This is a genomic window from Pseudomonas sp. HP_01 (assembly GCF_055284355.1).
This window is the reverse complement of record NZ_JBTOPV010000089.1, coordinates 1-20,428: the sequence shown is the minus strand read 5'-3', so window position 1 is coordinate 20,428 and position 20,428 is coordinate 1. Positions and strand designations below refer to the sequence as shown.

Sequence of the window (20,428 nt, the reverse complement as noted above, 5' to 3'; positions counted from 1 at the left end):
CCGAGCGGATCGACGGCGCCCCACACGCGATACCAAAATGGAGTGATTCATGAGTTCCAACAACCCGCAAACCCGCGAATGGCAAGCCCTCAGCAGTGATCATCACCTGGCGCCGTTCAGCGACTTCAAGCAGCTGAAAGAGAAAGGCCCGCGCATCATCACCAAGGCCAAGGGCGTTTACCTCTGGGACAGCGAAGGCAACAAGATCCTCGACGGCATGGCCGGGCTCTGGTGTGTTGCTATCGGGTACGGTCGCGATGAACTGGCCGATGCCGCCAGCAAGCAGATGCGCGAGCTGCCTTACTACAACCTGTTCTTCCAGACCGCTCACCCGCCGGCACTGCAACTGGCCAAGGCCATTTCCGACATTGCCCCCGAGGGCATGAACCACGTGTTCTTCACCGGTTCAGGCTCCGAAGGCAACGACACGGTGCTGCGCCTGGTTCGCCACTACTGGGCGATCAAGGGCCAGCCAAGCAAGAAAGTCATCATCAGCCGCGTCAACGGTTACCACGGTTCGACCGTCGCCGGCGCGAGCCTGGGCGGCATGACCTACATGCACGAGCAGGGCGACTTGCCGATTCCGGGCATCGTGCACATTCCGCAGCCTTACTGGTTTGGTGAAGGCGGCGACATGACCCCCGACGAGTTCGGCGTCTGGGCGGCCGAACAGCTGGAGAAGAGGATTCTCGAACTGGGCGTGGACAATGTCGGCGCGTTCATCGCCGAGCCGATTCAGGGGGCCGGCGGCGTTATCGTTCCGCCCGACACCTACTGGCCGAAGATCAAAGAGATCCTCGCCAAATACGACATCCTCTTCGTGGCCGATGAAGTGATCTGTGGCTTTGGTCGCACCGGCGAATGGTTCGGCAGTGACTTCTACGACCTCAAACCTGACCTGATGACCATTGCCAAGGGCCTGACCTCCGGCTACATCCCCATGGGTGGCGTCATCGTGCGCGACGAAGTGGTCAAGGTGCTGAACGACGGCGGCGACTTCAACCACGGCTTCACCTACTCGGGTCACCCGGTGGCAGCAGCAGTGGGGCTGGAGAACATTCGCATTCTGAGTGAAGAAAAGATCGTCGAACGGGTCAAGTCTGAAACGGCACCCTATTTGCAAAAGCGTCTGCGCGAGCTGAGCGATCACCCGCTGGTGGGTGAAGTGCGGGGCGTCGGCATGCTGGGCGCCATCGAACTGGTGAAAGACAAGGCCACTCGGCAGCGTTATGCCGGCAAAGGCGCAGGCATGATTTGCCGCACTTTTTGCTTCAACAATGGCCTGATCATGCGGGCCGTGGGCGACACCATGATCATCTCGCCGCCGCTGGTCATTACCTTCGCCGAGATCGATGAGCTGATCGAAAAGGCGCGCAAGTGCCTGGACCTGACGTTTGAGTCATTGCAGGGCTGAATTTTTACCGGGAAATTGCCAGACTATCCGCCGTCTAGACGCCGCTTACATAAAAACACTGGAGCCGTACGAATGAAGAAATTTGGCAAAACCCTCCTGGCCTTGTCCCTAATGGGCGCAGTGGCCGCCGCTGCACACGCCGATGACAAAGTCCTGCACGTCTATAACTGGTCCGATTACATCGCACCGAACACCATCGCCGACTTCGAAAAAGAGTCGGGCATCAAAGTGGTGTACGACGTGTTCGACAGCAACGAGACCCTGGAAGCCAAGCTGCTGGCCGGTAAATCGGGTTACGACATTGTTGTTCCGTCGAACAACTTCCTGGCCAAGCAGATCAAGGCCGGCGTCTATCAGGAGCTGGACAAGTCCAAGCTGCCAAATTACAAAAACCTCGACCCTGCGCTGTTGAAGGCCGTGTCGATCAGCGACCCGGATAACAAGCACGCATTCCCGTACATGTGGGGCTCGATCGGTATCGGCTACAACGCTGAAAAGGTCAAAGCTGCTTTGGGCGCTGATGCACCGGTCAACTCGTGGGACCTGCTGTTCAAGCCTGAGAACGCCGCCAAGCTGAAAGGCTGCGGTATCAGCTTCCTCGACTCGCCAACCGAAATGCTGCCAGTGGCGCTGCATTACCTGGGCCTGCCGACCGACAGCCAGAAGAAGGAAGACATCCAGAAGGCCGAGGATCTGTTCAAGAAGATTCGTCCTTCGATCACTTACTTCCACTCGTCCAAATACATCTCGGACCTGGCCAACGGCAACATCTGCGTAGCCGTGGGGTACTCGGGTGACATCTACCAGGCCAAGGCGCGCGCTGAAGAAGCGGGCGGGAAGGTCAAAGTCAGCTACAACATTCCGAAAGAAGGTGCAGGCAGCTTCTACGACATGGTCGCCATCCCGAAAGATGCCGAAAACGTCGAAGGCGCTTACAAGTTCATGAACTTCATCCTGCAACCGAAGGTGATGGCCGAAATCACCAACTCCGTTCACTTCCCGAACGGCAACAAGGCGGCCACCGAGTTCGTCGACAAGGACATCACGTCTGACCCGGGCGTTTACCCACCAGCCGACGTTCTGGCCAAGTTGTACGCGATCGCCGACTTGCCTGCGGCGACTCAGCGTTTGATGACCCGCAGCTGGACCAACATCAAATCGGGTAAATAAGCCTGACCGGGTGGGGCAAATGCCCCACCCAAACTGTGGGAGTGAGCTTGCTCGCGATGACGGCAGTGCATACGACGTTGATGTCCGCTGACACCCCCTCATCGCGAGCAAGCTCACTCCTACAGGTTTTGCGTCAGCCGTCATGCCACCCGCGTCACAAAAAGTTTTTTTGCGAGAAGGGTTTATCGAAGGTAAGTTGCGCGCCGGATGTGTCACAGGCAGTCGTCACTGTCATCGGTACGGGCAACAGGCCCACCTACTAAAAAAGGACTGCACACGTGTCTATTTCTTTATTTTCAAAAGGCTTGCTACTCGGGGCCGGGCTTACGCTCGCTGCCGGTGCCTACGCGGATTCCACCGTTCGCATTTATAACTGGTCCGATTACATCGGCACCACAACGCTGGAGGACTTCACGTCCGCCACCGGGATCAAAACCAAGTACGACGTTTTCGACTCCAACGAAACCCTGGAAGGCAAGCTGCTGGCCGGCCACACCGGGTATGACGTGGTCGTGCCGTCCAATCACTTCCTCGGCAAACAGATCAAGGCCGGAGCGTTTCAGAAGCTCGACAAATCCCAGCTGCCCAACTACTCCAACCTTGATCCCGAACTGCTCAAGCGCCTGGAAAAGAACGACCCGGGCAACCAGTACGCCGTGCCGTATCTGTGGGGCACCAACGGCATCGGCTACAACGTCGACAAGATCAAGGAAGTGCTGGGCGTCGACACCATCGATTCCTGGGCCACGCTGTTCGAGCCCGAGAACATCAAGAAGCTGCAAAAGTGTGGCGTCGCGTTCCTCGACTCCGCTGACGAGATGCTGCCCGCCGTCCTCAACTACATGGGGCTGAATCCGAACAGCACCGACGAGAAAGACTACAAGGCCGCCGAGGCCAAGCTGCTCAAGGTCCGCCCGTACGTGACCTATTTCAACTCGTCCAAATACATCACTGACCTGGCCAACGGCGACATCTGCATCGCTGCTGGTTTCTCCGGTGACGTCTTCCAGGCCAAGGCCCGTGCCGCAGAGGCGGGCAAGGGCGTCAAGATTGCTTACTCGATTCCGAAAGAGGGCGGCAACCTGTGGTTCGACATGCTCGCCATCCCTTCGGATGCGCCGGACGTGAAGGCCGCTCACGCGTTCATCAACTACATCCTCAAGCCCGACGTGATCGCCAAGGTCAGTGACCAGGTGGGTTACGCCAACCCGAACCCGGCTTCAGGCGCGTTGATGGATCAGGCCATTCGTAACGACGGGGCGGTTTATCCTTCGAAGGAGATACAGGCGCGCCTGTACGTCAACTCCGAGCTGCCGCCCAAGATCCAGCGCGTCATGACGCGCAGCTGGACGAAGATCAAAACCGGTAAATAAAGACCTTGGCGCCCGGCCCCATTGGCCGGGCGCAAAAACAGTTGGGAGTTTCACCCATGGCAGTTGCCTCCGGCGCCTACAAGAAATCCCTTGAGGGTGGTCAGCAACCGAAACAGGTGCTGGTCAAAATCGATCGGGTCACGAAAAAGTTCGATGAGACGATTGCTGTGGACGACGTGTCTCTGCAGATCAACAAGGGTGAAATCTTCGCCCTGCTTGGCGGCTCCGGCTCGGGGAAATCTACCCTGCTGCGCATGCTTGCCGGCTTTGAACGCCCGACCGAAGGCCGCATTTACCTCGACGGCGTCGACATCACCGACATGCCGCCGTACGAACGTCCGATCAACATGATGTTCCAGTCCTACGCGCTGTTTCCGCATATGACCGTGGCGGACAACATCGCCTTCGGCCTCAAGCAGGACAAGCTGCCCAAGGCCGAAGTCGAGGCCCGCGTGGCCGAGATGCTAAAGCTGGTGCAGATGACCCAGTACGCCAAGCGCAAGCCGCATCAGTTGTCCGGCGGCCAGCGTCAGCGCGTGGCACTGGCTCGCTCACTGGCGAAAAAGCCGAAGCTTCTGCTGCTCGACGAGCCAATGGGCGCACTGGACAAAAAACTGCGTTCGCAGATGCAACTGGAATTGGTGGAAATCATCGAGCGCGTCGGCGTGACCTGCGTGATGGTGACCCACGACCAGGAAGAGGCCATGACCATGGCCGAGCGCATCGCGATCATGCACCTGGGCTGGATCGCCCAGATCGGCAGCCCGATCGATATTTATGAAACACCCACCAGTCGCCTGGTGTGCGAGTTCATCGGCAACGTCAACCTGTTCGACGGTGAAGTCATCGAAGACATGGAAGGCCACGCGCTGATCAGCAGTCCTGAACTTGAACGCAAAATCTACGTCGGCCACGGCGTCACCACGTCAGTGGAAGACAAGCGCATTACCTACGCGCTGCGTCCCGAAAAGCTGCTGGTGACCACCGAGCAGCCGTCGTTCGAACACAACTGGTCCCGGGGCAAGGTTCATGACATCGCCTACCTGGGCGGTCACTCGGTGTTCTACGTGAAGCTACCGTCGGGCAAGCTGGTGCAGTCGTTTGTCGCCAACGCCGAGCGTCAGGGCACGCGACCGACCTGGGACGACGAAGTCTTCGTCTGGTGGGAAGACGACAGTGGCGTGGTATTGCGCTCATGAAAATCCGAAAAATAAAACGGGCTTTCAATCGAATAAAACCCACCGGGCGCCAAGCCGTTATCGGCGTGCCGTTCCTGTGGCTGTTCCTGTTTTTCGCGCTGCCGTTTCTGATCGTTATCAAGATCAGTTTCGCCGAAGCCGATGTAGCGATTCCGCCGTACACCGAGATCTTTACCTACGTCGAGCAGAAGCTCGACATCGTGCTCAACTTCGCCAACTACGCGCTGCTGACCAGTGACGACCTGTATATCTCGGCGTACCTGGGTTCGTTGAAGATGGCGTTCATCAGCACCGTGCTGTGTCTGCTTATCGGGTATCCGATGGCGTACGGCATCTCCATCGCCCGCAAAGAAATACAGACGGTGTTGCTGCTGTTGATCATGATGCCGACCTGGACCGCGATCCTGATCCGCGTCTACGCGTGGATGGGCATCCTCAGCAACAATGGTCTGCTCAACGCCTTTCTGATGTGGCTGGGCGTGATCAGCGAGCCGTTGCAGATCCTCAACACCAACCTCGCGGTGTACATCGGCGTGGTCTATTCGTATCTGCCGTTCATGATCCTGCCGCTGTACGCGAATCTGGTGAAGCACGACCAAAGCCTGCTGGAAGCCGCATCGGACCTGGGTTCGAGCACCTTCAACAGCTTCTGGAAAATCACTGTGCCGCTGTCCAAGAACGGCATCATCGCGGGCTGCATGTTGGTGTTCATTCCGGTGGTGGGCGAATTCGTCATCCCTGAATTGCTGGGCGGCCCCGAGACGCTGATGATCGGTAAAGTGCTCTGGCAGGAATTCTTCAACAACCGTGACTGGCCGGTAGCGTCGGCGCTGGCGGTGGTGATGCTGTTGATACTCATCGTGCCGATCATTCTGTTCAACCGCAGTCAGGCCAAAGAACTGGAGGGCAAGGCATGAGAGGCTTCCGATTCTCGAACCTGATGTTGGTACTGGGCCTGATCTTCATCTACGCGCCCATGGTCATTCTGGTGATCTACTCGTTCAACGCCTCCAAGCTGGTGACGGTCTGGGGTGGCTGGTCGGTGAAGTGGTACGTCGGGCTACTCGACAACACCCAACTGATGAGCGCGGTCATGCGCTCGCTGGAAATCGCGCTGTACACCTCCGTTGCGGCGGTGGCGCTGGGCACCATGGCGGCCTTCGTGCTGACACGCATCACCCGCTTCAAGGGCAAGACGTTCTTTGGCGGTCTGGTCACGGCGCCTTTGGTGATGCCCGAAGTGATCACCGGTCTGTCGCTGTTGCTGCTGTTCGTGGCGATGGCGCAGTTGCTCGGCTGGCCCGAGGAGCGCGGCGTTGTCACCATCTGGATCGCTCACACGACGTTCTGTGCGGCGTATGTGGCGGTGGTGGTGTCGGCGCGTCTCCGTGAGCTGGACATGTCCATCGAAGAAGCGGCAATGGACCTTGGCGCACGGCCGTGGAAGGTGTTCTTTTTGATCACCATCCCGATGATCGCGCCATCGCTGGCGGCGGGGGCGATGATGTCCTTCGCCCTGTCGCTGGACGACTTGGTACTGGCGAGCTTCGTCTCCGGCCCGGGCTCGACGACCCTGCCGATGGAAGTGTTCTCGGCGGTGCGCCTGGGCGTAAAGCCGGAGATCAACGCGATTGCCAGTTTGATTCTGCTGGCCGTGTCGATCGCGACCTTCCTGGTCTGGTTCTTTAGCCGACGCGCGGAAAACAACCGCAAACGCGCGATCCAGCAAGCCATCGAAGAAGCTGCGGCAGACGGCTGGAAACAGCCGGACATCCGCCGTGCGAAGGCGGTCGAGTCGGTTTAATCCCGATCACTGCTCCAGTGAGATGTTCCCACTGAATGCACGCGATGCTTTTAGTGGGACTCCAGCCAGTCTCACTGCATGCACGCGATGCTGTTAGTGGGACTCCAGCCAGTCTCACGGGATGCACGCGATGCTTTTAGTGGGACCGGCTTCAGCCGGGAAGAGGCCGGTGAGTACGCTATAGATCTGCGGCGTAACGTCCAACGCCTTCCCGGCTAAAGCCGGTCCCACAAGTTGGCGTTCCAGCCAAATCCCACTGAATGCACGCGATGCTTTTAGTGGGACTCCAGCCAGTCTCACTGCATGCACGCGATGCTGTTAGTGGGACCGGCTTCAGCCGGGAAGAGGCCGGTGAGTACGCTGTAGATGCTGCGGTGTAACGCCTGACGCCTTCCCGGCTAAAGCCGGTCCCACAAGTTGGCGTTCCAGCCAAATCCCACTGCATGCACGCGATGCTGTTAGTGGGACCGGCTTTAGCCGGGAAGGGCCTGTGTGTGCGCTGTAGATCCCCGGCGTAACGCACTACGCCTTCCCGGCTAAAGCCGGTCCCACAAGTTGGCGTTCCAGCCAAATCCCACTGAATGCACGCGATGCTGTTAGTGGGACCGGCTTTAGCCGGGAAGAGGCCGGTGAGTGCGCTGTAGATGCTGCGGTGTACCCCTGACGCCTTCCCGGCTAAAGCCGGTCCCACAGTCGAGTTCACTCTCACTGATTGATCTCACCGGACTGATACCGGCCGCTGATCGTTCCCACGCTCTGCGTGGGAATGCATCTCCTGACGCTCCGCGTCACAGCGATGGACGCGGAGCGTCCCGGGCGGCATCCCCACGCGGAGCGTGGGGACGATCATCACTCACACAGGGTTAACGCCCCGGCACCAGCTTCAACACTTCTTTGCTGTTCCCCGCCACATCCCCTTCACTGAGCCGCTCCGGCACGTACTCGCCGTTAATGTAGCGCTGCGCCTGGTCGGCGTAGTGCTTGTCGAACAGCACGCCGCTTTGGCCCACCGGGTTGATGCCCAACGCATGGGCCGGGTCTGCGAAGTCGATGAGGCGGCGCGTCGATGGCCCGTAAGTAACCGGCCACGGCGCGGGGCCCATGCTCGCTGACAGATTGTTCGGGACCTCATGGGTACCCGGCGCCGCGAACGGTCCGACATTGAACAGCATGTCCAGCGGCGGCTGTTTGCCCAGAGGATGTTCATGGGTCAGCGTGTGCGCCTTCCCCCACGTCCACTCATCCGGATTCTGCCCGTACAGCGATTTCAAATGAGAGACCGCTGCATGCCAGGCGACCTTCACCGTATTGTCGCGACTTTCGGGTTCCCGAGAATGGCGATTGTTCCACCACGGCGAATCAGCGTCGGCCGCCAGTCGCGGCAGGGCCATGTCAATAAGGCGGGTCGACAGCAGCGTGGTGAACAGACCATCGCTCAGCTCGTCATGGAACACCTCATCGGTCAGGTTGAACAGGAACTGATTGAACAGCGTTGCCCCCACCGAATCCACTGAGTAGTCACCGTTCCACGCCGCCAGGCGCTCAAGCAGATCGTGCTCCTCCGGCTCACTGACCACGCGGCGCAGCACTGGAATCAGCGGCGTCAGAATCTGCGCGGCGTAGTCCGTCCTGGTCCCGAGTTGCAGCGCCTTGCTGTTCTCAAGATTCCATTTCACCGTGTCGTCGCTCAGCTGGCGATTCAACTGGCGACCGCGCTCGGCGAGGTTGTAATAGCCCGGAATCTCCATGCCCGTAGGCGACACCGGCTGGAAGTTCGCCGAAACGATATAACCCCGTGTCGGGTTTTCTTCCTGCGGGTTTGCGCTGAAAGGGTAGAAGCCATTCTTGTCGGCCTGTTCAGAGCTGCCATCAAGGATGAACGTTGGATTGACCCCCACAGGCCGCTTGGGCAACTGCGCCGCAGCCCACCAACCGATATCGCCTTGGGCGTTGGCGTAAACGACGTTCAGGCCCGGCGACTGAATCTTCTCGGCGGCGCTGCGCATCTTCTCCAGCGTGTCGGCGCGGTTGGCTTCGTAAAAGCCCTGCAGGATCGGGTTGTCTGACTCCAGAAACGACCACCACATCGCAATCGGGGTATCGCTCGGCTGTTGCGCCCCGTTGGCGCCCAGCGCGTCATTGACGATCGGACCATGGGGTGACTGCCGCAGGGTAAGCGTGACGGGGGATTCACCCTTGACCGCGATCTGCTCGGTGCGGGACGTCATGTCCACCCAGGCGCCGTGGTACCAGATTTGATCGGGATTGTCGGGGTTAGTCTTCTCGGCGATCAGGTCCAGATCATCGTTCTGGAACATCGTCAGGCTCCAGCCGAAATCCAGATTGTGGCCGAGCAGGGCGAAGGGATTGAGGGCCTGAAAATGCCCGTACAACTCAAAGCCCGGCGCGGTCAGCTGCGCTTCGTACCAGACCGCCGGCACCGAGAAACGAATGTGCGGATCGCCCGCCAGCAGCGGTTTGCCACTCTGGGTGCGGCTGCCGGACACTGCCCACGCATTGCTGCCCTCGAACTGCGGCAGGCCGGCTTTCTCCAGCGCCTGCTGGCTGAGCAGTGCCAGGTCATTGAGGCCTTTCCAGTCGTTGCCGGTCAGCGCAGGGGTTTGACTGACCCCTGAAGATTGTCCGAGCGCGCCTTTTGGCTGCCAGCCCGGATCGAAGACTTTCAGGTACTCCGGGCCCAGTTGATCCCGCACATAGGTCATCAGCGGCTCAGTGCGAAACGCCGCCGCGAAGCTGTACGCCAGATACCCGCCGACGCTGAGAGTGTCCTGCGCCGTGAACGGCCGCTCGTGAATGCCCAGCACGTCGAACTCGATCGGTTTGGGATGCGTCGCCTGATATTGATTGATGCCGTCCAGATACGCTTGAAGCGCCTTCCACGCCGGCGTGTTCTTGTCCTGACGCGCGACATAGGCATCGGCGTGCTCGCGGATGCGCAGGCTGCGGAACAGCTTGTCGGTGTTGACCAGCTTGGGGCCAAGAACCTCAGCCAGCTCGCCGCGCGCCAGCCTGCGCAGGATTTCCATCTGAAACAGACGGTCCTGAGCGTGGACGTAGCCCAGGGCGCGGTACAGATCGTCTTGGTTGTCGGCACGTATATGCGGCACGCCGCGCTCGTCGTAAGCCACGGTGACCGGGGCCTGCAGCCCGGCGAGGCTCATTTCGCCATCGCGGAACGGCTGCTTGCCGTGGATGTACCAGGCACCCGCGCCCCCGATGAGCACCAACAGTGCGATGACGACGTAAAGGCTGCGTTTCATGCAGTGGCTCAAATGAGAATCGGAAAGTTTTGCAGGCTACAGATTTGTCTCGCGACTGGGTAGACGGACCGCCCATGGATTTAGGTCGCGTAACTTGCCACGCCGCAGCGGACAGATGACACTTCCGTGCGGCCGCTTCCTACACACTCTCATCTGGAATTCCGATGTCCGACACGTTTGACCCTGACCACCTGCGTGCTGAGCTATTGCCGCTGAGCGCGTCGCAAGCGCCGTCTGAAGAGGCCCGGGCTTATCAGCGTTTCTATGGTTTGAACGCGCTCGGCCCGGATGGCTCGATCAGCAGCCGGATCGGGCGCGTTGAAGTGGGCGGCTACGACATCGTCACGCAGTGGTGGATGCCTGATCAGCCGGTCGGCACGCTGGTACTGATGCACGGCTTTTACGATCACGTCGGGCTGTATCGGCACGTCATCGACTGGGCGCTGGGCCTTGGGCTGGCGGTGATTGCCTGCGACTTGCCGGGCCATGGACTGTCCAGTGGGGCGCGGGCAAGCATTACTGACTTCGCGGAATATCAGGCAGTGCTTGATCGGCTTTTTGTGGAAGCCGAGAGCCTCAACCTGCCGCAGCCGTGGCACCTGTGCGGGCAAAGCACCGGCGGCGCGATTGTCATCGACCACGTGCTGCATCATGGCGATGCCAGCCCGGCGCAGGGCCAGATCATTCTGCTGGCGCCGCTTGTGCGGCCGCGTGGCTGGGCCCTGTCGAAACTCAGCTATCACCTGCTGCGTGGCTTCGTAAAAGCCATTGACCGACGCTTCAGCGAAAACTCAAACGCCCCGACTTTTCTCCCCTTTCTACTGGCGGATCCGTTGCAGCCGCGACGCCTGCCGACGGTATGGGTGGGCGCGCTGGCCAAATGGATCGAGCGTATCGAATGCGCGCCGCGAAGCTGTCGCAGCCCGCTCATCGTGCAGGGCGAGTCGGACATGACCGTGGACTGGAAACACAATCTGCCGGTACTCAAGGACAAGTTCGCCGAGCCGCAGATCTTCATGTTGCACCAAGCGCGTCACCATCTGGTCAACGAGTCACCCGAGTTGCGCGCGCGGTTTTTTGAGTTTCTGACGGAGCGAATGGGGTAGGGCTCGAAGGGCAGGTTTCCCGGCAGACATAGCGAGTGTGGGACCGGCTTTAGCCGGGAAGGCTTCAGTGGTCACACCGAAAGATGGGGGGTGTTTACTCAGTCCTCTTCCCGGCTGAAGCCGGTCCCACTGACGTCATTTGACAGTCTGCCCAACCGCCAATCCCGCGCGAACAGCGGCCAGCGCTGCCTGGTAATAGGCCTTGCCTTCGTTTGACTCGGCGAAGGTGGCGAACTCGTCCAGTTCTCCATCCGACAGGTCGCGGTAAACATAAAGCAGCGTGTTGTTTACGTCCTTGCCGATCTGCCCCATGAGCCGCTGACGCTGACTGTCGAGCATCGCCTGGGTCGTTCCGCCGCCCATCAGGCCTGGAATCATCGAACTCAGGCTGTCGGCGGCGACGCCAGCAATCGCCATGCTGACCTCGGCACCAGCTTCCTTGGCGGGGAGCGCGTTGGCCAAGTGGCCGATGATCAGCAGACGATTGTCGTCCGCCTGAATGTGCGGCAGGCCTTGAGCGTTTTTGGCCAGTTGGTCCGGGCGCGTCGCGGTGAGCTCGGCACTGACGATCTTGCGACCTAGCGGCGACTGGAAAAACTGCAGTGCAGGGTTCGGGTCCTGCAGCGTCTGGCGCAGCATTTGCTCCCCGCGCTGGTCCATCGCCTGCGGGGCAAAACGCTGATTGCTGTTGCTCACCAGAGCGTCGAACACGGCGGGCGGAAGGCTGTTGCGGTAACGCTGTTGGGCGGCTTTCAAGGCATCGACAAAATGAGCGCGTTGTTCCGGCCAGCCGGCGAGCTTGTACAGCTGATCGTGGCCGTCTGCCCAGGCGGGCAAAGTGCAGAACATCAACAGCAGGAAAAACAGACGGCGCATTAGAGACTCCTGTCGGCAGGCCGCCATTCTCGGTGGGGCAGCGGGGATTTGTCGAGTTAACACTTGCCAGACCCCGCTAAAAACCTCGGGTTCGATCAGCGGCAGGACAAAACCGCCGGGCGTATTCAAACCCGCAAAAATATTCCTCATTCGCCGGACTGCAGGCTCTGTCGGATTAATCGGCGTATGGATACTATGCGCGCCATGCGCATATCCCCTGATCACCCGCTTCTGTTGCGAATTGTCGACGACCTGGCCGAGCGTGGCTGGTCGCAGCAGAACATCTTCCTGCCCGACACCCTGACCGGTGAACTGGCGCTTGAATGCCGCACGCGTGCCGTTCAGGGAGAGCTCGCGCCTGCAGCAGTGGGGCGAGGGCCGGCGCAGGAGGTTCGCGAGGGGATTCGCGGCGATCACATTCAGTGGCTGGAGGCGGGGCAGGCCGAGCCCTGCGATCGTTATCTGGATCTGATGGAGAGCCTGCGTCAAGCGCTGAACCGGGGCCTGTTTCTGGGCCTTGAGGATTATGAAAGCCACTTCGCGCTCTATCCGCCCGGCGCCTTCTACCTCAAGCATGTCGACCGCTTTCGCGATGACGACAAACGTATGGTTTCGGCGGTCGTCTACCTCAACGACGGCTGGTTACCAGAGCATGGCGGTCAGTTGCGGATGTACCTCAAGGACGGCGTCGAGTATGACGTGCAGCCCACCGGCGGCTGCCTTGTGGTGTTCCTCTCGGGTGACATGCCCCACGAAGTCATGCCCTCGACCCGCGAGCGGCTGTCGCTGACCGGCTGGTTCAGACGGCGCGGGAACGAACCCTTCGAGCTGTAGCATCGGTCCAACATGAAATCTTCTACATCCCGCCACTCAGCGAAACACTTCGCGGCCAACCGCAGCTAAGGTAAAGGCTGTTCCTGAGCGGTTGTCTGTCGGCAACGAGAAGCTTCAATCCCCGAACCCGCCAGCCGCACATCGATAAAAACGGAGAGATCATGAAGACGTTATTTGCGAGAACTGCCCTGACCGGACTGCTGTTGGGGGCGAGCTTGCTGGCCCAGGCCGAGGACATGCCACGCACGGCATCCCCTGCGGGCGCCGAGGTTTACATCATCTCACCGAAGGATGGCGCGACCGTCAACGGCGCATTCAAGGTGCAGTTCGGCCTCAAGGGCATGGGCGTCGCCCCGGCCGGCGTTGACGTCCTGGACACCGGGCATCATCACCTGCTGATCGACGTCAAGGATCAACCCGACATGAACGCGCCGCTGCCAACCACCGACAACATCCGCCACTTCGGCAAGGGCCAGACCGAAACCGAGCTGAACCTGACGCCGGGCCAGCACACCCTGCAACTGCTGGTCGGCGACAAGAACCACGTGCCACTGAACCCGCCGGTCGAGTCGCAGAAAATCACCATCACGGTTAAATAACGCGTATGGCGTACCCGCAGATGCCATGTATGGCTTGGGGCACGCCGCATAGGCGTGTGTCGCCGCAATCCCGTTGTAGGAGCGCGCTTGCCCGCGAATGCGATCTGTCTGTGGCATCCATGTTGGATGACTCAACGCCTCTGCATAATTCGCCCCCGCGGCGCACAAAAAAAGGAGACCCGAAGGTCTCCTTTTTATCACCCCGAAACCAATGTCTTAGAACAAAACGCGGCTACGGATGGTGCCTTTGATGTGCTGCAGTTTCTCTTGCGCCAGATCGGAATACTCGGCGTCGACGTCGATCACCACGTAACCGACTTTCTCGTTGGTCTGCAGGAACTGACCTGAGATGTTGATACCGTTTTCCGCGAAGACCTTGTTGATCTCCATCAGCACGCCCGGGATGTTCTGGTGGATGTGCAGCAGGCGGTGCTTGCCTGGGTGAGCCGGCAGGGCCACTTCCGGGAAGTTGACCGAGGAGACCGACGTACCGTTGTCGCTGTACTTGACCAGTTTCTCTGCCACTTCCAGACCGATGTTGGCTTGGGCCTCAGCGGTCGAGCCGCCGATGTGCGGTGTCAGGATCACGTTGTCCAGGCCACGCAGAGGGCTTTCGAACACGTCGTCGTTGGAGCGTGGCTCGACCGGAAACACGTCGATGGCCGCGCCGATCAGGTGCTGATCCTTGATCGCGTCAGCCAGGGCGTCGAGCTCGACCACCGTGCCGCGTGCCGCGTTGATCAGGATGGCGCCCTTCTTCATCGTGCGAATTTCTTTCTCGCCGATCATCCACTGGGTTTCGTTGGTTTCCGGAACGTGCAGGGTGACGATGTCGGCCATGCCCAGCAGCTCGTTCAGGCTGGACACCTGAGTGGCGTTGCCCAGCGGCAGCTTGGTCAGGGTGTCGTAGAAGTACACCTGCATGCCCAGGCCTTCAGCCAGGACCGACAGCTGAGTGCCGATCGAGCCGTAGCCGATGATGCCGAGCTTCTTGCCGCGAATCTCGAACGAGTTGGCCGCGCTCTTGATCCAGCCGCCACGGTGGCAGGAAGCGTTCTTCTCCGGGATACCGCGCAGCAGCAGGATGGCCTCGGCCAGCACCAGCTCCGCCACCGAACGGGTGTTGGAGTAGGGGGCGTTGAACACAGCGATGCCGCGTTCGCGGGCTGCGTTCAGGTCAACCTGGTTGGTACCGATGCAGAAGCAGCCGACCGCGACCAGTTTCTTGGCGCTGTCGAACAGTTCTTCAGTCAGTTGGGTGCGGGAACGAATACCGATGAAATGAGCGTCGGCAATCTTTTCCTTCAGTTCGGCTTCCGGCAGAGACTTGGTGTGGTACTCAATGCTGGTGTAACCGGCGGCCTTCAGGACGTCGACCGCGGACTGGTGGACGCCTTCGAGAAGAAGGAACTTGATCTTGCTCTTGTCGAGGGAAGTCTTGCTCATCTGCGTAAACCTGTGTCCCGGAGAGAAATGGCAGTAAGTGAAGCGCGCGCAAATCGGCCGAAAGCTCGATTGGCGGGGGGCGTATGCTAGCATATGCACCCCGCGAAACACCCCATTCCTGGACGTGAGCCGTTCTCAGGATGACCATGAATTGTTCGAGAGTTCTGTTGATGACCCATCCTGCGCTGATAGATGAGCTGAAGACCCTGGTTGAGCCTGGCAAGGTCCTGACCGACGCCGATTCCCTCGAAACCTACGGCAAGGACTGGACCAAACATTTCGCGCCCGCACCCACCGCCATCGTCTTCCCCAAGACCACCGAACAGGTCCAGGCGATCGTCCGCTGGGCCAATGATCGCAAGGTTGCGCTGGTCCCTTCGGGCGGCCGCACCGGGTTGTCCGCCGCCGCCGTTGCCGCCAACGGTGAGGTGGTCGTCAACTTCGATTACATGAATCAGGTGCTCGAACTCAACCTGACAGACCGCACTGCCATCTGCCAGCCAGGCGTGGTCACCAAGCAGCTGCAGAATCTCGCCGAAGAAAACGGCTTGTATTACCCGGTGGACTTCGCGTCGTCGGGCTCCAGCAACATCGGCGGCAACATCGGCACCAACGCCGGCGGGATCAAAGTGATTCGCTACGGCATGACCCGCAACTGGGTCGCGGGCCTCAAAGTGGTCACCGGCAAGGGCGACCTGCTCGAACTGAACAAAGACCTCATCAAAAACGCCACCGGCTACGACATGCGTCAGCTGTTCATTGGCGCTGAAGGCACGCTGGGCTTCGTGGTCGAGGCGACCATGCGTCTGGACCGCGCGCCGAAAAACCTCACCGCGATGGTTCTCGGGACCACCGACTTCAACGCCATCATGCCGGTGCTGCACGCGTTCCAGAGCAAGCTGGACCTCACCGCATTCGAGTTCTTCTCGGACAAGGCGCTGGCCAAGGTCATGGCGCGCGGTGACGTGCCTTCTCCGTTCGAAACCGAATGCCCGTTCTACGCGCTGCTGGAATTCGAAGCGACCACCGAAGAAGTGGCGAACCACGCGCTGGAAACCTTCGAGCACTGCGTCGAGCAGGGCTGGGTGCTGGATGGCGTGATGAGCCAGAGCGAACAGCAACTGCAGAATCTGTGGAAGCTGCGCGAATACATTTCGGAAACCATCTCTCACTTCACGCCTTACAAGAACGACATCTCGGTCACCGTTTCAAAGGTTCCGGCATTCCTCGCTGAAGTGGACGCGATCGTTGGCCAGCATTACCCGGATTTCGAAATCGTGTGGTTTGGCCATATCGGCGACGGTAACCTTCACCTGAACATCCTCAAGCCGGAAAACCTGAGCAAGGACGAGTTCTTTGCCAAGTGCGCGACGGTGAACAAGTGGGTGTTCGAGATCGTGCAAAAGTACAACGGCTCGATCTCCGCCGAGCACGGCGTCGGCATGACCAAGCGCGACTACCTGCACTACAGCCGCTCGCCGGTGGAAATCGAATACATGAAGGCCGTCAAAGCGGTGTTCGACCCGAACGGCATCATGAACCCCGGCAAAATCTTCGCGGTGTAAGCGGTTCCCCCATTACAACAAGCATTTCAGGAGCGCTCATGAGCTATCAGCACAAGTACGTCGACGGCACCAAGGTTCACTTTCCGCTGGGTAAAGTCGTCTGCATCGGCCGCAATTACGCCGAGCACGCCAAGGAGCTGGACAACCCGGTCCCCACCGAGCCGCTGCTGTTCATCAAGCCGGGCAGCTGCGTGGTCGGGATCGAGGGTGGCTTCAGCATTCCTCAGGACCGGGGTTCGGTGCATTACGAAGCCGAGATTGTCGTGCTGATCGGCAAGCCGCTGAGCAAGAACCCGAGCCGCGAAGAAGTCCTCGACGCGATCTCCGGCTTCGCTCCGGGCCTGGACCTGACGCTGCGCGACGTGCAGTCGAAGCTGAAAGAGAAAGGCCTGCCGTGGGAAATCGCCAAGTCGTTCGACGGCGCGGCGGTCATTGCGCCGTTCGTATCCGCTGACGCCTACCCCGATCTGACCGACATCGCCATTCGCCTGACCATCAACGGCGAAGTCCGTCAGGACGGCAACAGCAATCACATGCTCAACCCGATCGTGCCGATGATCCAGCACATGGCGTCGCAGTTCTCACTGCAGGCCGGTGACCTGATCATGACCGGCACGCCCGCAGGCGTAGGACCATTCACTGTTGGCGATGAGATCGTGCTGGAGCTGACAGGCCAGAGCCGTTTCGAAAGCGACGTTCGCGGATGACACAGCGTAAAAGCCGTCTGCGTTTCCGTTGGTGGTGGCTGCTCGTTGCAGCGCTGGTGATCCTGGCTGGTCTGTCGTACGCCTGGCACTGGGACGATCGCGGCATGTTGTGGCTGCGCGAGCGCAACGTCACGCCGGCCGAGCGCGCGGCGGGTATCTGGCTGCCGGATTACAAGGTCGACATCGACGCCAAGCCGCTGGCCGGCATGGAAAAGGACGAGGCCTCGGATCTGTCTTACGACCCGGCGACCAAAACCCTGTACTCGGTGATGGGCAAAAACCCTTTCCTTTCCGAGATCACGCTGACCGGCGATGTGATTCGCAAGATTCCGCTTGAAGGCTGGGGCAACCCTGAAGGTGTTGCCGTTCTGGGCGACGGCCTGATTGCCATCGTCGATGAGCGCCAGCACTTGATGACCATCGTCCACGTCACGCCCGAAACCAAAACGTTGAACATCGCCGACTTCCCCAAGTACGACCTCGGTCGGTCGAAGGATCAGAATAAAGCGTTCGAAGGCGTGGCCTGGGACCCACGGGATCAGCAGTTCCTGTTTGGCGAAGAGCGTCCGCCAGCGCTGTACAGCTGGAAAGCCGATGGCAGCAGCGAAGTGAAAGGCGAGAAGCGCAAGCTGATCAATGACAACCTGATCGTGCGCAATCTGTCGTCCCTGTACGCGGACCAGAATACCGGACATTTGCTGGTGCTGTCCGCCGAGTCACACATGCTGCTGGAGCTGGACGGCAAGGGTAATCAGGTCAGCTTCATGACGCTGCTGCACGGGTTCAACGGTCTGAGCGACACAATCCCGCGCGCGGAAGGCGTGGCGATGGACGAGAACGGCACGATTTACATGGTCAGCGAGCCCAACCTGTTTTACAGCTTCAAGCGGCAGTGACGCCGGGCCGGTTTCGGCTTGAGCGTCTTCGCGTTCCCGCTTGAACCTGAAAAGGTCGAACGAGATGTCACATCGCTTTCAGTTTGGCTTCAGAATACGGTGCTATTAAATTCGCCCCACTGAAGTCGAGCCCCCTGCATGCGTCGTGTCACCCCGTTCCAGAGCGTCGCGCTCACGTTACTTGTCCTGTTGATACTGACCGCGTCGTTTTTCGTGGCGCGCGAATACCGGCTCGTCGAGCGGCTCTGGTTCAACTGGTACGTGCTCTGGCAATCCAGTGACGCTCAAGCGCTGGGCCTCGACGCCTATGAGGTCGAGATTGAGGCGCGGGCCATCGACGGTTTGGAGGCGAACGTCTCGGCCCTCAGCTTTGATCCGCAGCGCAAGACCCTCTTTACCGTCACCAACAAAAACCCCGAGTTGGTCGAGCTGAGCCTGGAAGGGCGGATTCTCAGACGAATTCCCCTGACCGGGTTCGGGGACGCCGAAGCGGTCGAGTACATCAGCCCCGGAATCTACGTTATCAGCGACGAGCACAGTCAGCGGCTGATCAAGGTTCACGTGGATGACGACACGACTTTCCTCGACGCGGCCGATGCCGAGCAACTGACCCTGGGCATTGACGCCGGCGGCAACAACGGCTTTGAAGGCCTGGCCTATGATAATCAGGGCCGCCGCCTGTTCGTCGCCAAAGAGCGGCGGCCGGTGCAGATCATCGAAGTGCGCGGCTTTCCCGACGCGGGAACCCACTCCCCGAATATCCTGGAAGTAACGTCCAGCAAGCAGCGGGATGCGGGCCTGTTCGTTCGTGACCTTTCCAGTCTGCAGTTCGATGAACGCAGTGGGCATTTGCTGGCGCTGTCGGATGAGTCGCGGCAGATTCTCGAGCTGGACACCGAGGGTAAGCCGGTCGCCAACGTGTCACTGACCAAGGGCAGCATGGGCCTGAGCAAAAGCGTGCCCCAAGCGGAGGGCATCGCCATGGGGGACGACGGCACGTTGTACGTCGTGAGCGAACCGAACCTGTTTTATGTGTTCAAGAAGCGCTGAGGGCAAGGCATCCCCGCTTGGATTCGCCTTGCCCCGCGACAATCAGCGCTTGAGGGTTTTCACGCCTTCTTGAGTGCCCAGCAGCAGCAGATCCGCCGGGCGCGCTGCGAACAGGCCGTTGGTGACGACGCCGACGATGTTGTTGATCTGCGCTTCCACTTCCGACGGGTTGGTGATGTTCATGTTGTGCACATCGAGGATGATGTTGCCGTTGTCCGTCAGCACGCCCTCGCGGTAAACCGGATCGCCGCCCAGCTTCACCAGTTCGCGGGCCACGTGGCTGCGAGCCATCGGGATCACTTCGACCGGCAGGGGAAACGCGCCCAACACCGGCACCAGCTTGCTGGCGTCAGCGATACAGATGAAGGTTTTCGCCACGGCGGCCACGATCTTCTCGCGGGTCAGGGCTGCGCCGCCGCCTTTGATAAGGTTCAGGTGCTCGTCGCTTTCATCGGCGCCGTCGACGTAAAACTCCAGGTCGCTGACCGTGTTCAGTTCATACACCGGAATGCCGTGGGCCTTGAGGCGTGCGGCCGTTGCGTCGGAGCTCGCGACTGCGCCGTCGAACGCGCCTTTGTGCAGGGCCAGTGCGTCGATGAAGCAATTGGCGGTAGAGCCGGTGCCCACGCCCACGATGCTTTTGTCGTCGAGTTTCGGAAGGATGAAATCGACGGCGGCCTGGGCAACGGCCTGTTTGAGTTGATCCTGGGTCATGCGAGGTGGGCTCCGGTTGAGAATGACGACCTGTAAGCGCGCTTGCCCACGAAGGCGGTGTGTCAGCGACGAATCGGTGACAGCGGGAATGCCATCGCGGTCTAGCGTGCTGTTACAGGGAATAGCGATAGGTCCGAGGGCCGGCAGTATAACGACATGCCGTGGTCAAAGCCTGAGTCTTGATGTGGTCGTGCGCCGGGGCGAGGGGTAGACTTCCGGGTCTTGCCCCTTCGCCAGCGATTCTTCCCCGATGCTCGAGCACTACGTCAAAAAGATCCTCAACTCCCGCGTCTATGACGTTGCCGTGGAAACCCCGCTGCACGCCGCACGCCAGCTTTCCGCGCGCCTGGGCAACAACGTGCTGCTCAAGCGCGAAGACCTGCAGCCGGTGTAT

The 20,428-nt window shown here is 60.0% G+C and carries 18 protein-coding genes; 14 read left to right on the top strand and 4 right to left on the bottom strand.

The features are described 5' to 3' along the window. Positions 1 to 49 precede the first annotated feature (49 nt). The 6 genes from ACYAR8_RS24835 to ACYAR8_RS24810 all read left to right on the top strand — a co-directional run bounded on the left by ACYAR8_RS24835 (position 50) and on the right by ACYAR8_RS24810 (position 6,960). Positions 50 to 1,414 carry an aspartate aminotransferase family protein gene (locus ACYAR8_RS24835; RefSeq protein WP_463581352.1) on the top strand — a complete coding sequence of 455 codons (1,365 nt, stop codon included), beginning with the start codon at positions 50 to 52 and terminating at the stop codon, positions 1,412 to 1,414. Positions 1,415 to 1,486: 72 nt separating this feature from the next. Next, complete coding sequence (locus ACYAR8_RS24830) at positions 1,487 to 2,584, top strand: polyamine ABC transporter substrate-binding protein (RefSeq protein ID WP_108122768.1); 1,098 nt, start codon at positions 1,487 to 1,489, stop codon at positions 2,582 to 2,584. 278 nt (positions 2,585 to 2,862) lie between these two features. Beyond that, positions 2,863 to 3,957, top strand: a complete 1,095-nt coding sequence (locus ACYAR8_RS24825; protein WP_463581351.1) for a polyamine ABC transporter substrate-binding protein — start codon at positions 2,863 to 2,865, stop codon at positions 3,955 to 3,957. Between the two features lie 56 nt (positions 3,958 to 4,013). After that, a complete protein-coding gene (gene potA / locus ACYAR8_RS24820; protein ID WP_074889771.1) occupies positions 4,014 to 5,156 on the top strand; it encodes a polyamine ABC transporter ATP-binding protein in 1,143 nt (380 codons plus the stop codon). Further along, positions 5,153 to 6,073, top strand: coding sequence for an ABC transporter permease subunit (locus ACYAR8_RS24815; protein WP_074889768.1), 921 nt, complete (start codon positions 5,153 to 5,155; stop codon positions 6,071 to 6,073). The genes potA and ACYAR8_RS24815 overlap by 4 nt, the downstream gene beginning before the upstream one ends. Continuing rightward, a complete protein-coding gene (locus ACYAR8_RS24810; RefSeq protein WP_074889765.1) occupies positions 6,070 to 6,960 on the top strand; it encodes an ABC transporter permease subunit in 891 nt (296 codons plus the stop codon). The genes ACYAR8_RS24815 and ACYAR8_RS24810 overlap by 4 nt, the downstream gene beginning before the upstream one ends. An 863-nt stretch (positions 6,961 to 7,823) precedes the next feature. On the opposite strand, the gene ACYAR8_RS24805 is transcribed toward ACYAR8_RS24810, so the two are convergent. Further along, the gene (locus ACYAR8_RS24805; protein WP_463581350.1) at positions 7,824 to 10,241 is read right to left on the bottom strand and encodes a penicillin acylase family protein; all 2,418 of its coding nucleotides are present in this window, start codon (positions 10,239 to 10,241) and stop codon (positions 7,824 to 7,826) included. Between the two features lie 164 nt (positions 10,242 to 10,405). Here ACYAR8_RS24805 and bipL point away from each other — a divergent pair, with 164 nt between their 5' ends. Then, positions 10,406 to 11,347, top strand: coding sequence for a phospholipase BipL (gene bipL, locus ACYAR8_RS24800; RefSeq protein WP_463581349.1), 942 nt, complete (start codon positions 10,406 to 10,408; stop codon positions 11,345 to 11,347). 135 nt (positions 11,348 to 11,482) lie between these two features. Here bipL and ACYAR8_RS24795 read toward each other — a convergent pair whose 3' ends face one another. Then, positions 11,483 to 12,223: a DUF2059 domain-containing protein gene (locus tag ACYAR8_RS24795; protein WP_108122776.1), complete on the bottom strand. Its 741-nt coding sequence runs from the start codon at positions 12,221 to 12,223 to the stop codon at positions 11,483 to 11,485. 195 nt (positions 12,224 to 12,418) lie between these two features. Here ACYAR8_RS24795 and ACYAR8_RS24790 point away from each other — a divergent pair, with 195 nt between their 5' ends. Both ACYAR8_RS24790 and ACYAR8_RS24785 read left to right on the top strand, forming a co-directional pair. Continuing rightward, a complete protein-coding gene (locus tag ACYAR8_RS24790; RefSeq protein WP_074889754.1) occupies positions 12,419 to 13,057 on the top strand; it encodes a 2OG-Fe(II) oxygenase in 639 nt (212 codons plus the stop codon). A gap of 161 nt (positions 13,058 to 13,218) precedes the next feature. Next, on the top strand, positions 13,219 to 13,656 hold the full coding sequence (locus ACYAR8_RS24785; RefSeq protein WP_463581348.1) for a DUF4399 domain-containing protein: 438 nt from the start codon (positions 13,219 to 13,221) through the stop codon (positions 13,654 to 13,656). A gap of 216 nt (positions 13,657 to 13,872) precedes the next feature. Here the strand turns inward: ACYAR8_RS24785 and serA are convergent, their stop codons facing one another. Next, on the bottom strand, positions 13,873 to 15,102 hold the full coding sequence (gene serA / locus ACYAR8_RS24780; protein WP_074889749.1) for a phosphoglycerate dehydrogenase: 1,230 nt from the start codon (positions 15,100 to 15,102) through the stop codon (positions 13,873 to 13,875). A 170-nt stretch (positions 15,103 to 15,272) separates the two neighbouring features. Between serA and ACYAR8_RS24775 the strand changes: the two genes are divergently transcribed. The 4 genes from ACYAR8_RS24775 to ACYAR8_RS24760 all read left to right on the top strand — a co-directional run bounded on the left by ACYAR8_RS24775 (position 15,273) and on the right by ACYAR8_RS24760 (position 19,320). After that, positions 15,273 to 16,667: an FAD-binding oxidoreductase gene (locus tag ACYAR8_RS24775; protein WP_178086290.1), complete on the top strand. Its 1,395-nt coding sequence runs from the start codon at positions 15,273 to 15,275 to the stop codon at positions 16,665 to 16,667. 38 nt (positions 16,668 to 16,705) lie between these two features. Further along, the gene (locus tag ACYAR8_RS24770; protein ID WP_463581347.1) at positions 16,706 to 17,374 is read left to right on the top strand and encodes a fumarylacetoacetate hydrolase family protein; all 669 of its coding nucleotides are present in this window, start codon (positions 16,706 to 16,708) and stop codon (positions 17,372 to 17,374) included. Then, complete coding sequence (locus ACYAR8_RS24765) at positions 17,371 to 18,270, top strand: SdiA-regulated domain-containing protein (protein WP_463581346.1); 900 nt, start codon at positions 17,371 to 17,373, stop codon at positions 18,268 to 18,270. Before ACYAR8_RS24770 ends, ACYAR8_RS24765 begins: the two co-directional genes overlap by 4 nt. 138 nt (positions 18,271 to 18,408) lie before the next feature. Next, the gene (locus tag ACYAR8_RS24760; protein WP_463581345.1) at positions 18,409 to 19,320 is read left to right on the top strand and encodes an SdiA-regulated domain-containing protein; all 912 of its coding nucleotides are present in this window, start codon (positions 18,409 to 18,411) and stop codon (positions 19,318 to 19,320) included. Positions 19,321 to 19,362: 42 nt separating this feature from the next. Here ACYAR8_RS24760 and rpiA read toward each other — a convergent pair whose 3' ends face one another. Continuing rightward, the gene (gene rpiA, locus ACYAR8_RS24755; RefSeq protein WP_463581344.1) at positions 19,363 to 20,034 is read right to left on the bottom strand and encodes a ribose-5-phosphate isomerase RpiA; all 672 of its coding nucleotides are present in this window, start codon (positions 20,032 to 20,034) and stop codon (positions 19,363 to 19,365) included. 250 nt (positions 20,035 to 20,284) lie between these two features. On the opposite strand from rpiA, the gene ACYAR8_RS24750 reads away from it, so the two are divergent. Then, positions 20,285 to 20,428: hypothetical protein (locus ACYAR8_RS24750; protein WP_463581439.1), on the top strand; the 144-nt coding region annotated here is incomplete at its 3' end.

Bases quoted from the DNA above. Each gene is read 5' to 3' on its own strand.
- ACYAR8_RS24835 (WP_463581352.1), top strand. From the start codon at position 50: ATGAGTTCCAACAACCCGCAAACCCGCGAATGGCAAGCCCTCAGCAGT.
- ACYAR8_RS24830 (WP_108122768.1), top strand. From the start codon at position 1,487: ATGAAGAAATTTGGCAAAACCCTCCTGGCCTTGTCCCTAATGGGCGCA.
- potA (WP_074889771.1), top strand. From the start codon at position 4,014: ATGGCAGTTGCCTCCGGCGCCTACAAGAAATCCCTTGAGGGTGGTCAG.
- ACYAR8_RS24815 (WP_074889768.1), top strand. From the start codon at position 5,153: ATGAAAATCCGAAAAATAAAACGGGCTTTCAATCGAATAAAACCCACC.
- ACYAR8_RS24810 (WP_074889765.1), top strand. From the start codon at position 6,070: ATGAGAGGCTTCCGATTCTCGAACCTGATGTTGGTACTGGGCCTGATC.
- ACYAR8_RS24805 (WP_463581350.1), bottom strand. From the start codon at position 10,241: ATGAAACGCAGCCTTTACGTCGTCATCGCACTGTTGGTGCTCATCGGG.
- bipL (WP_463581349.1), top strand. From the start codon at position 10,406: ATGTCCGACACGTTTGACCCTGACCACCTGCGTGCTGAGCTATTGCCG.
- ACYAR8_RS24795 (WP_108122776.1), bottom strand. From the start codon at position 12,223: ATGCGCCGTCTGTTTTTCCTGCTGTTGATGTTCTGCACTTTGCCCGCC.
- ACYAR8_RS24790 (WP_074889754.1), top strand. From the start codon at position 12,419: ATGCGCGCCATGCGCATATCCCCTGATCACCCGCTTCTGTTGCGAATT.
- ACYAR8_RS24785 (WP_463581348.1), top strand. From the start codon at position 13,219: ATGAAGACGTTATTTGCGAGAACTGCCCTGACCGGACTGCTGTTGGGG.
- serA (WP_074889749.1), bottom strand. From the start codon at position 15,102: ATGAGCAAGACTTCCCTCGACAAGAGCAAGATCAAGTTCCTTCTTCTC.
- ACYAR8_RS24775 (WP_178086290.1), top strand. From the start codon at position 15,273: ATGACCCATCCTGCGCTGATAGATGAGCTGAAGACCCTGGTTGAGCCT.
- ACYAR8_RS24770 (WP_463581347.1), top strand. From the start codon at position 16,706: ATGAGCTATCAGCACAAGTACGTCGACGGCACCAAGGTTCACTTTCCG.
- ACYAR8_RS24765 (WP_463581346.1), top strand. From the start codon at position 17,371: ATGACACAGCGTAAAAGCCGTCTGCGTTTCCGTTGGTGGTGGCTGCTC.
- ACYAR8_RS24760 (WP_463581345.1), top strand. From the start codon at position 18,409: ATGCGTCGTGTCACCCCGTTCCAGAGCGTCGCGCTCACGTTACTTGTC.
- rpiA (WP_463581344.1), bottom strand. From the start codon at position 20,034: ATGACCCAGGATCAACTCAAACAGGCCGTTGCCCAGGCCGCCGTCGAT.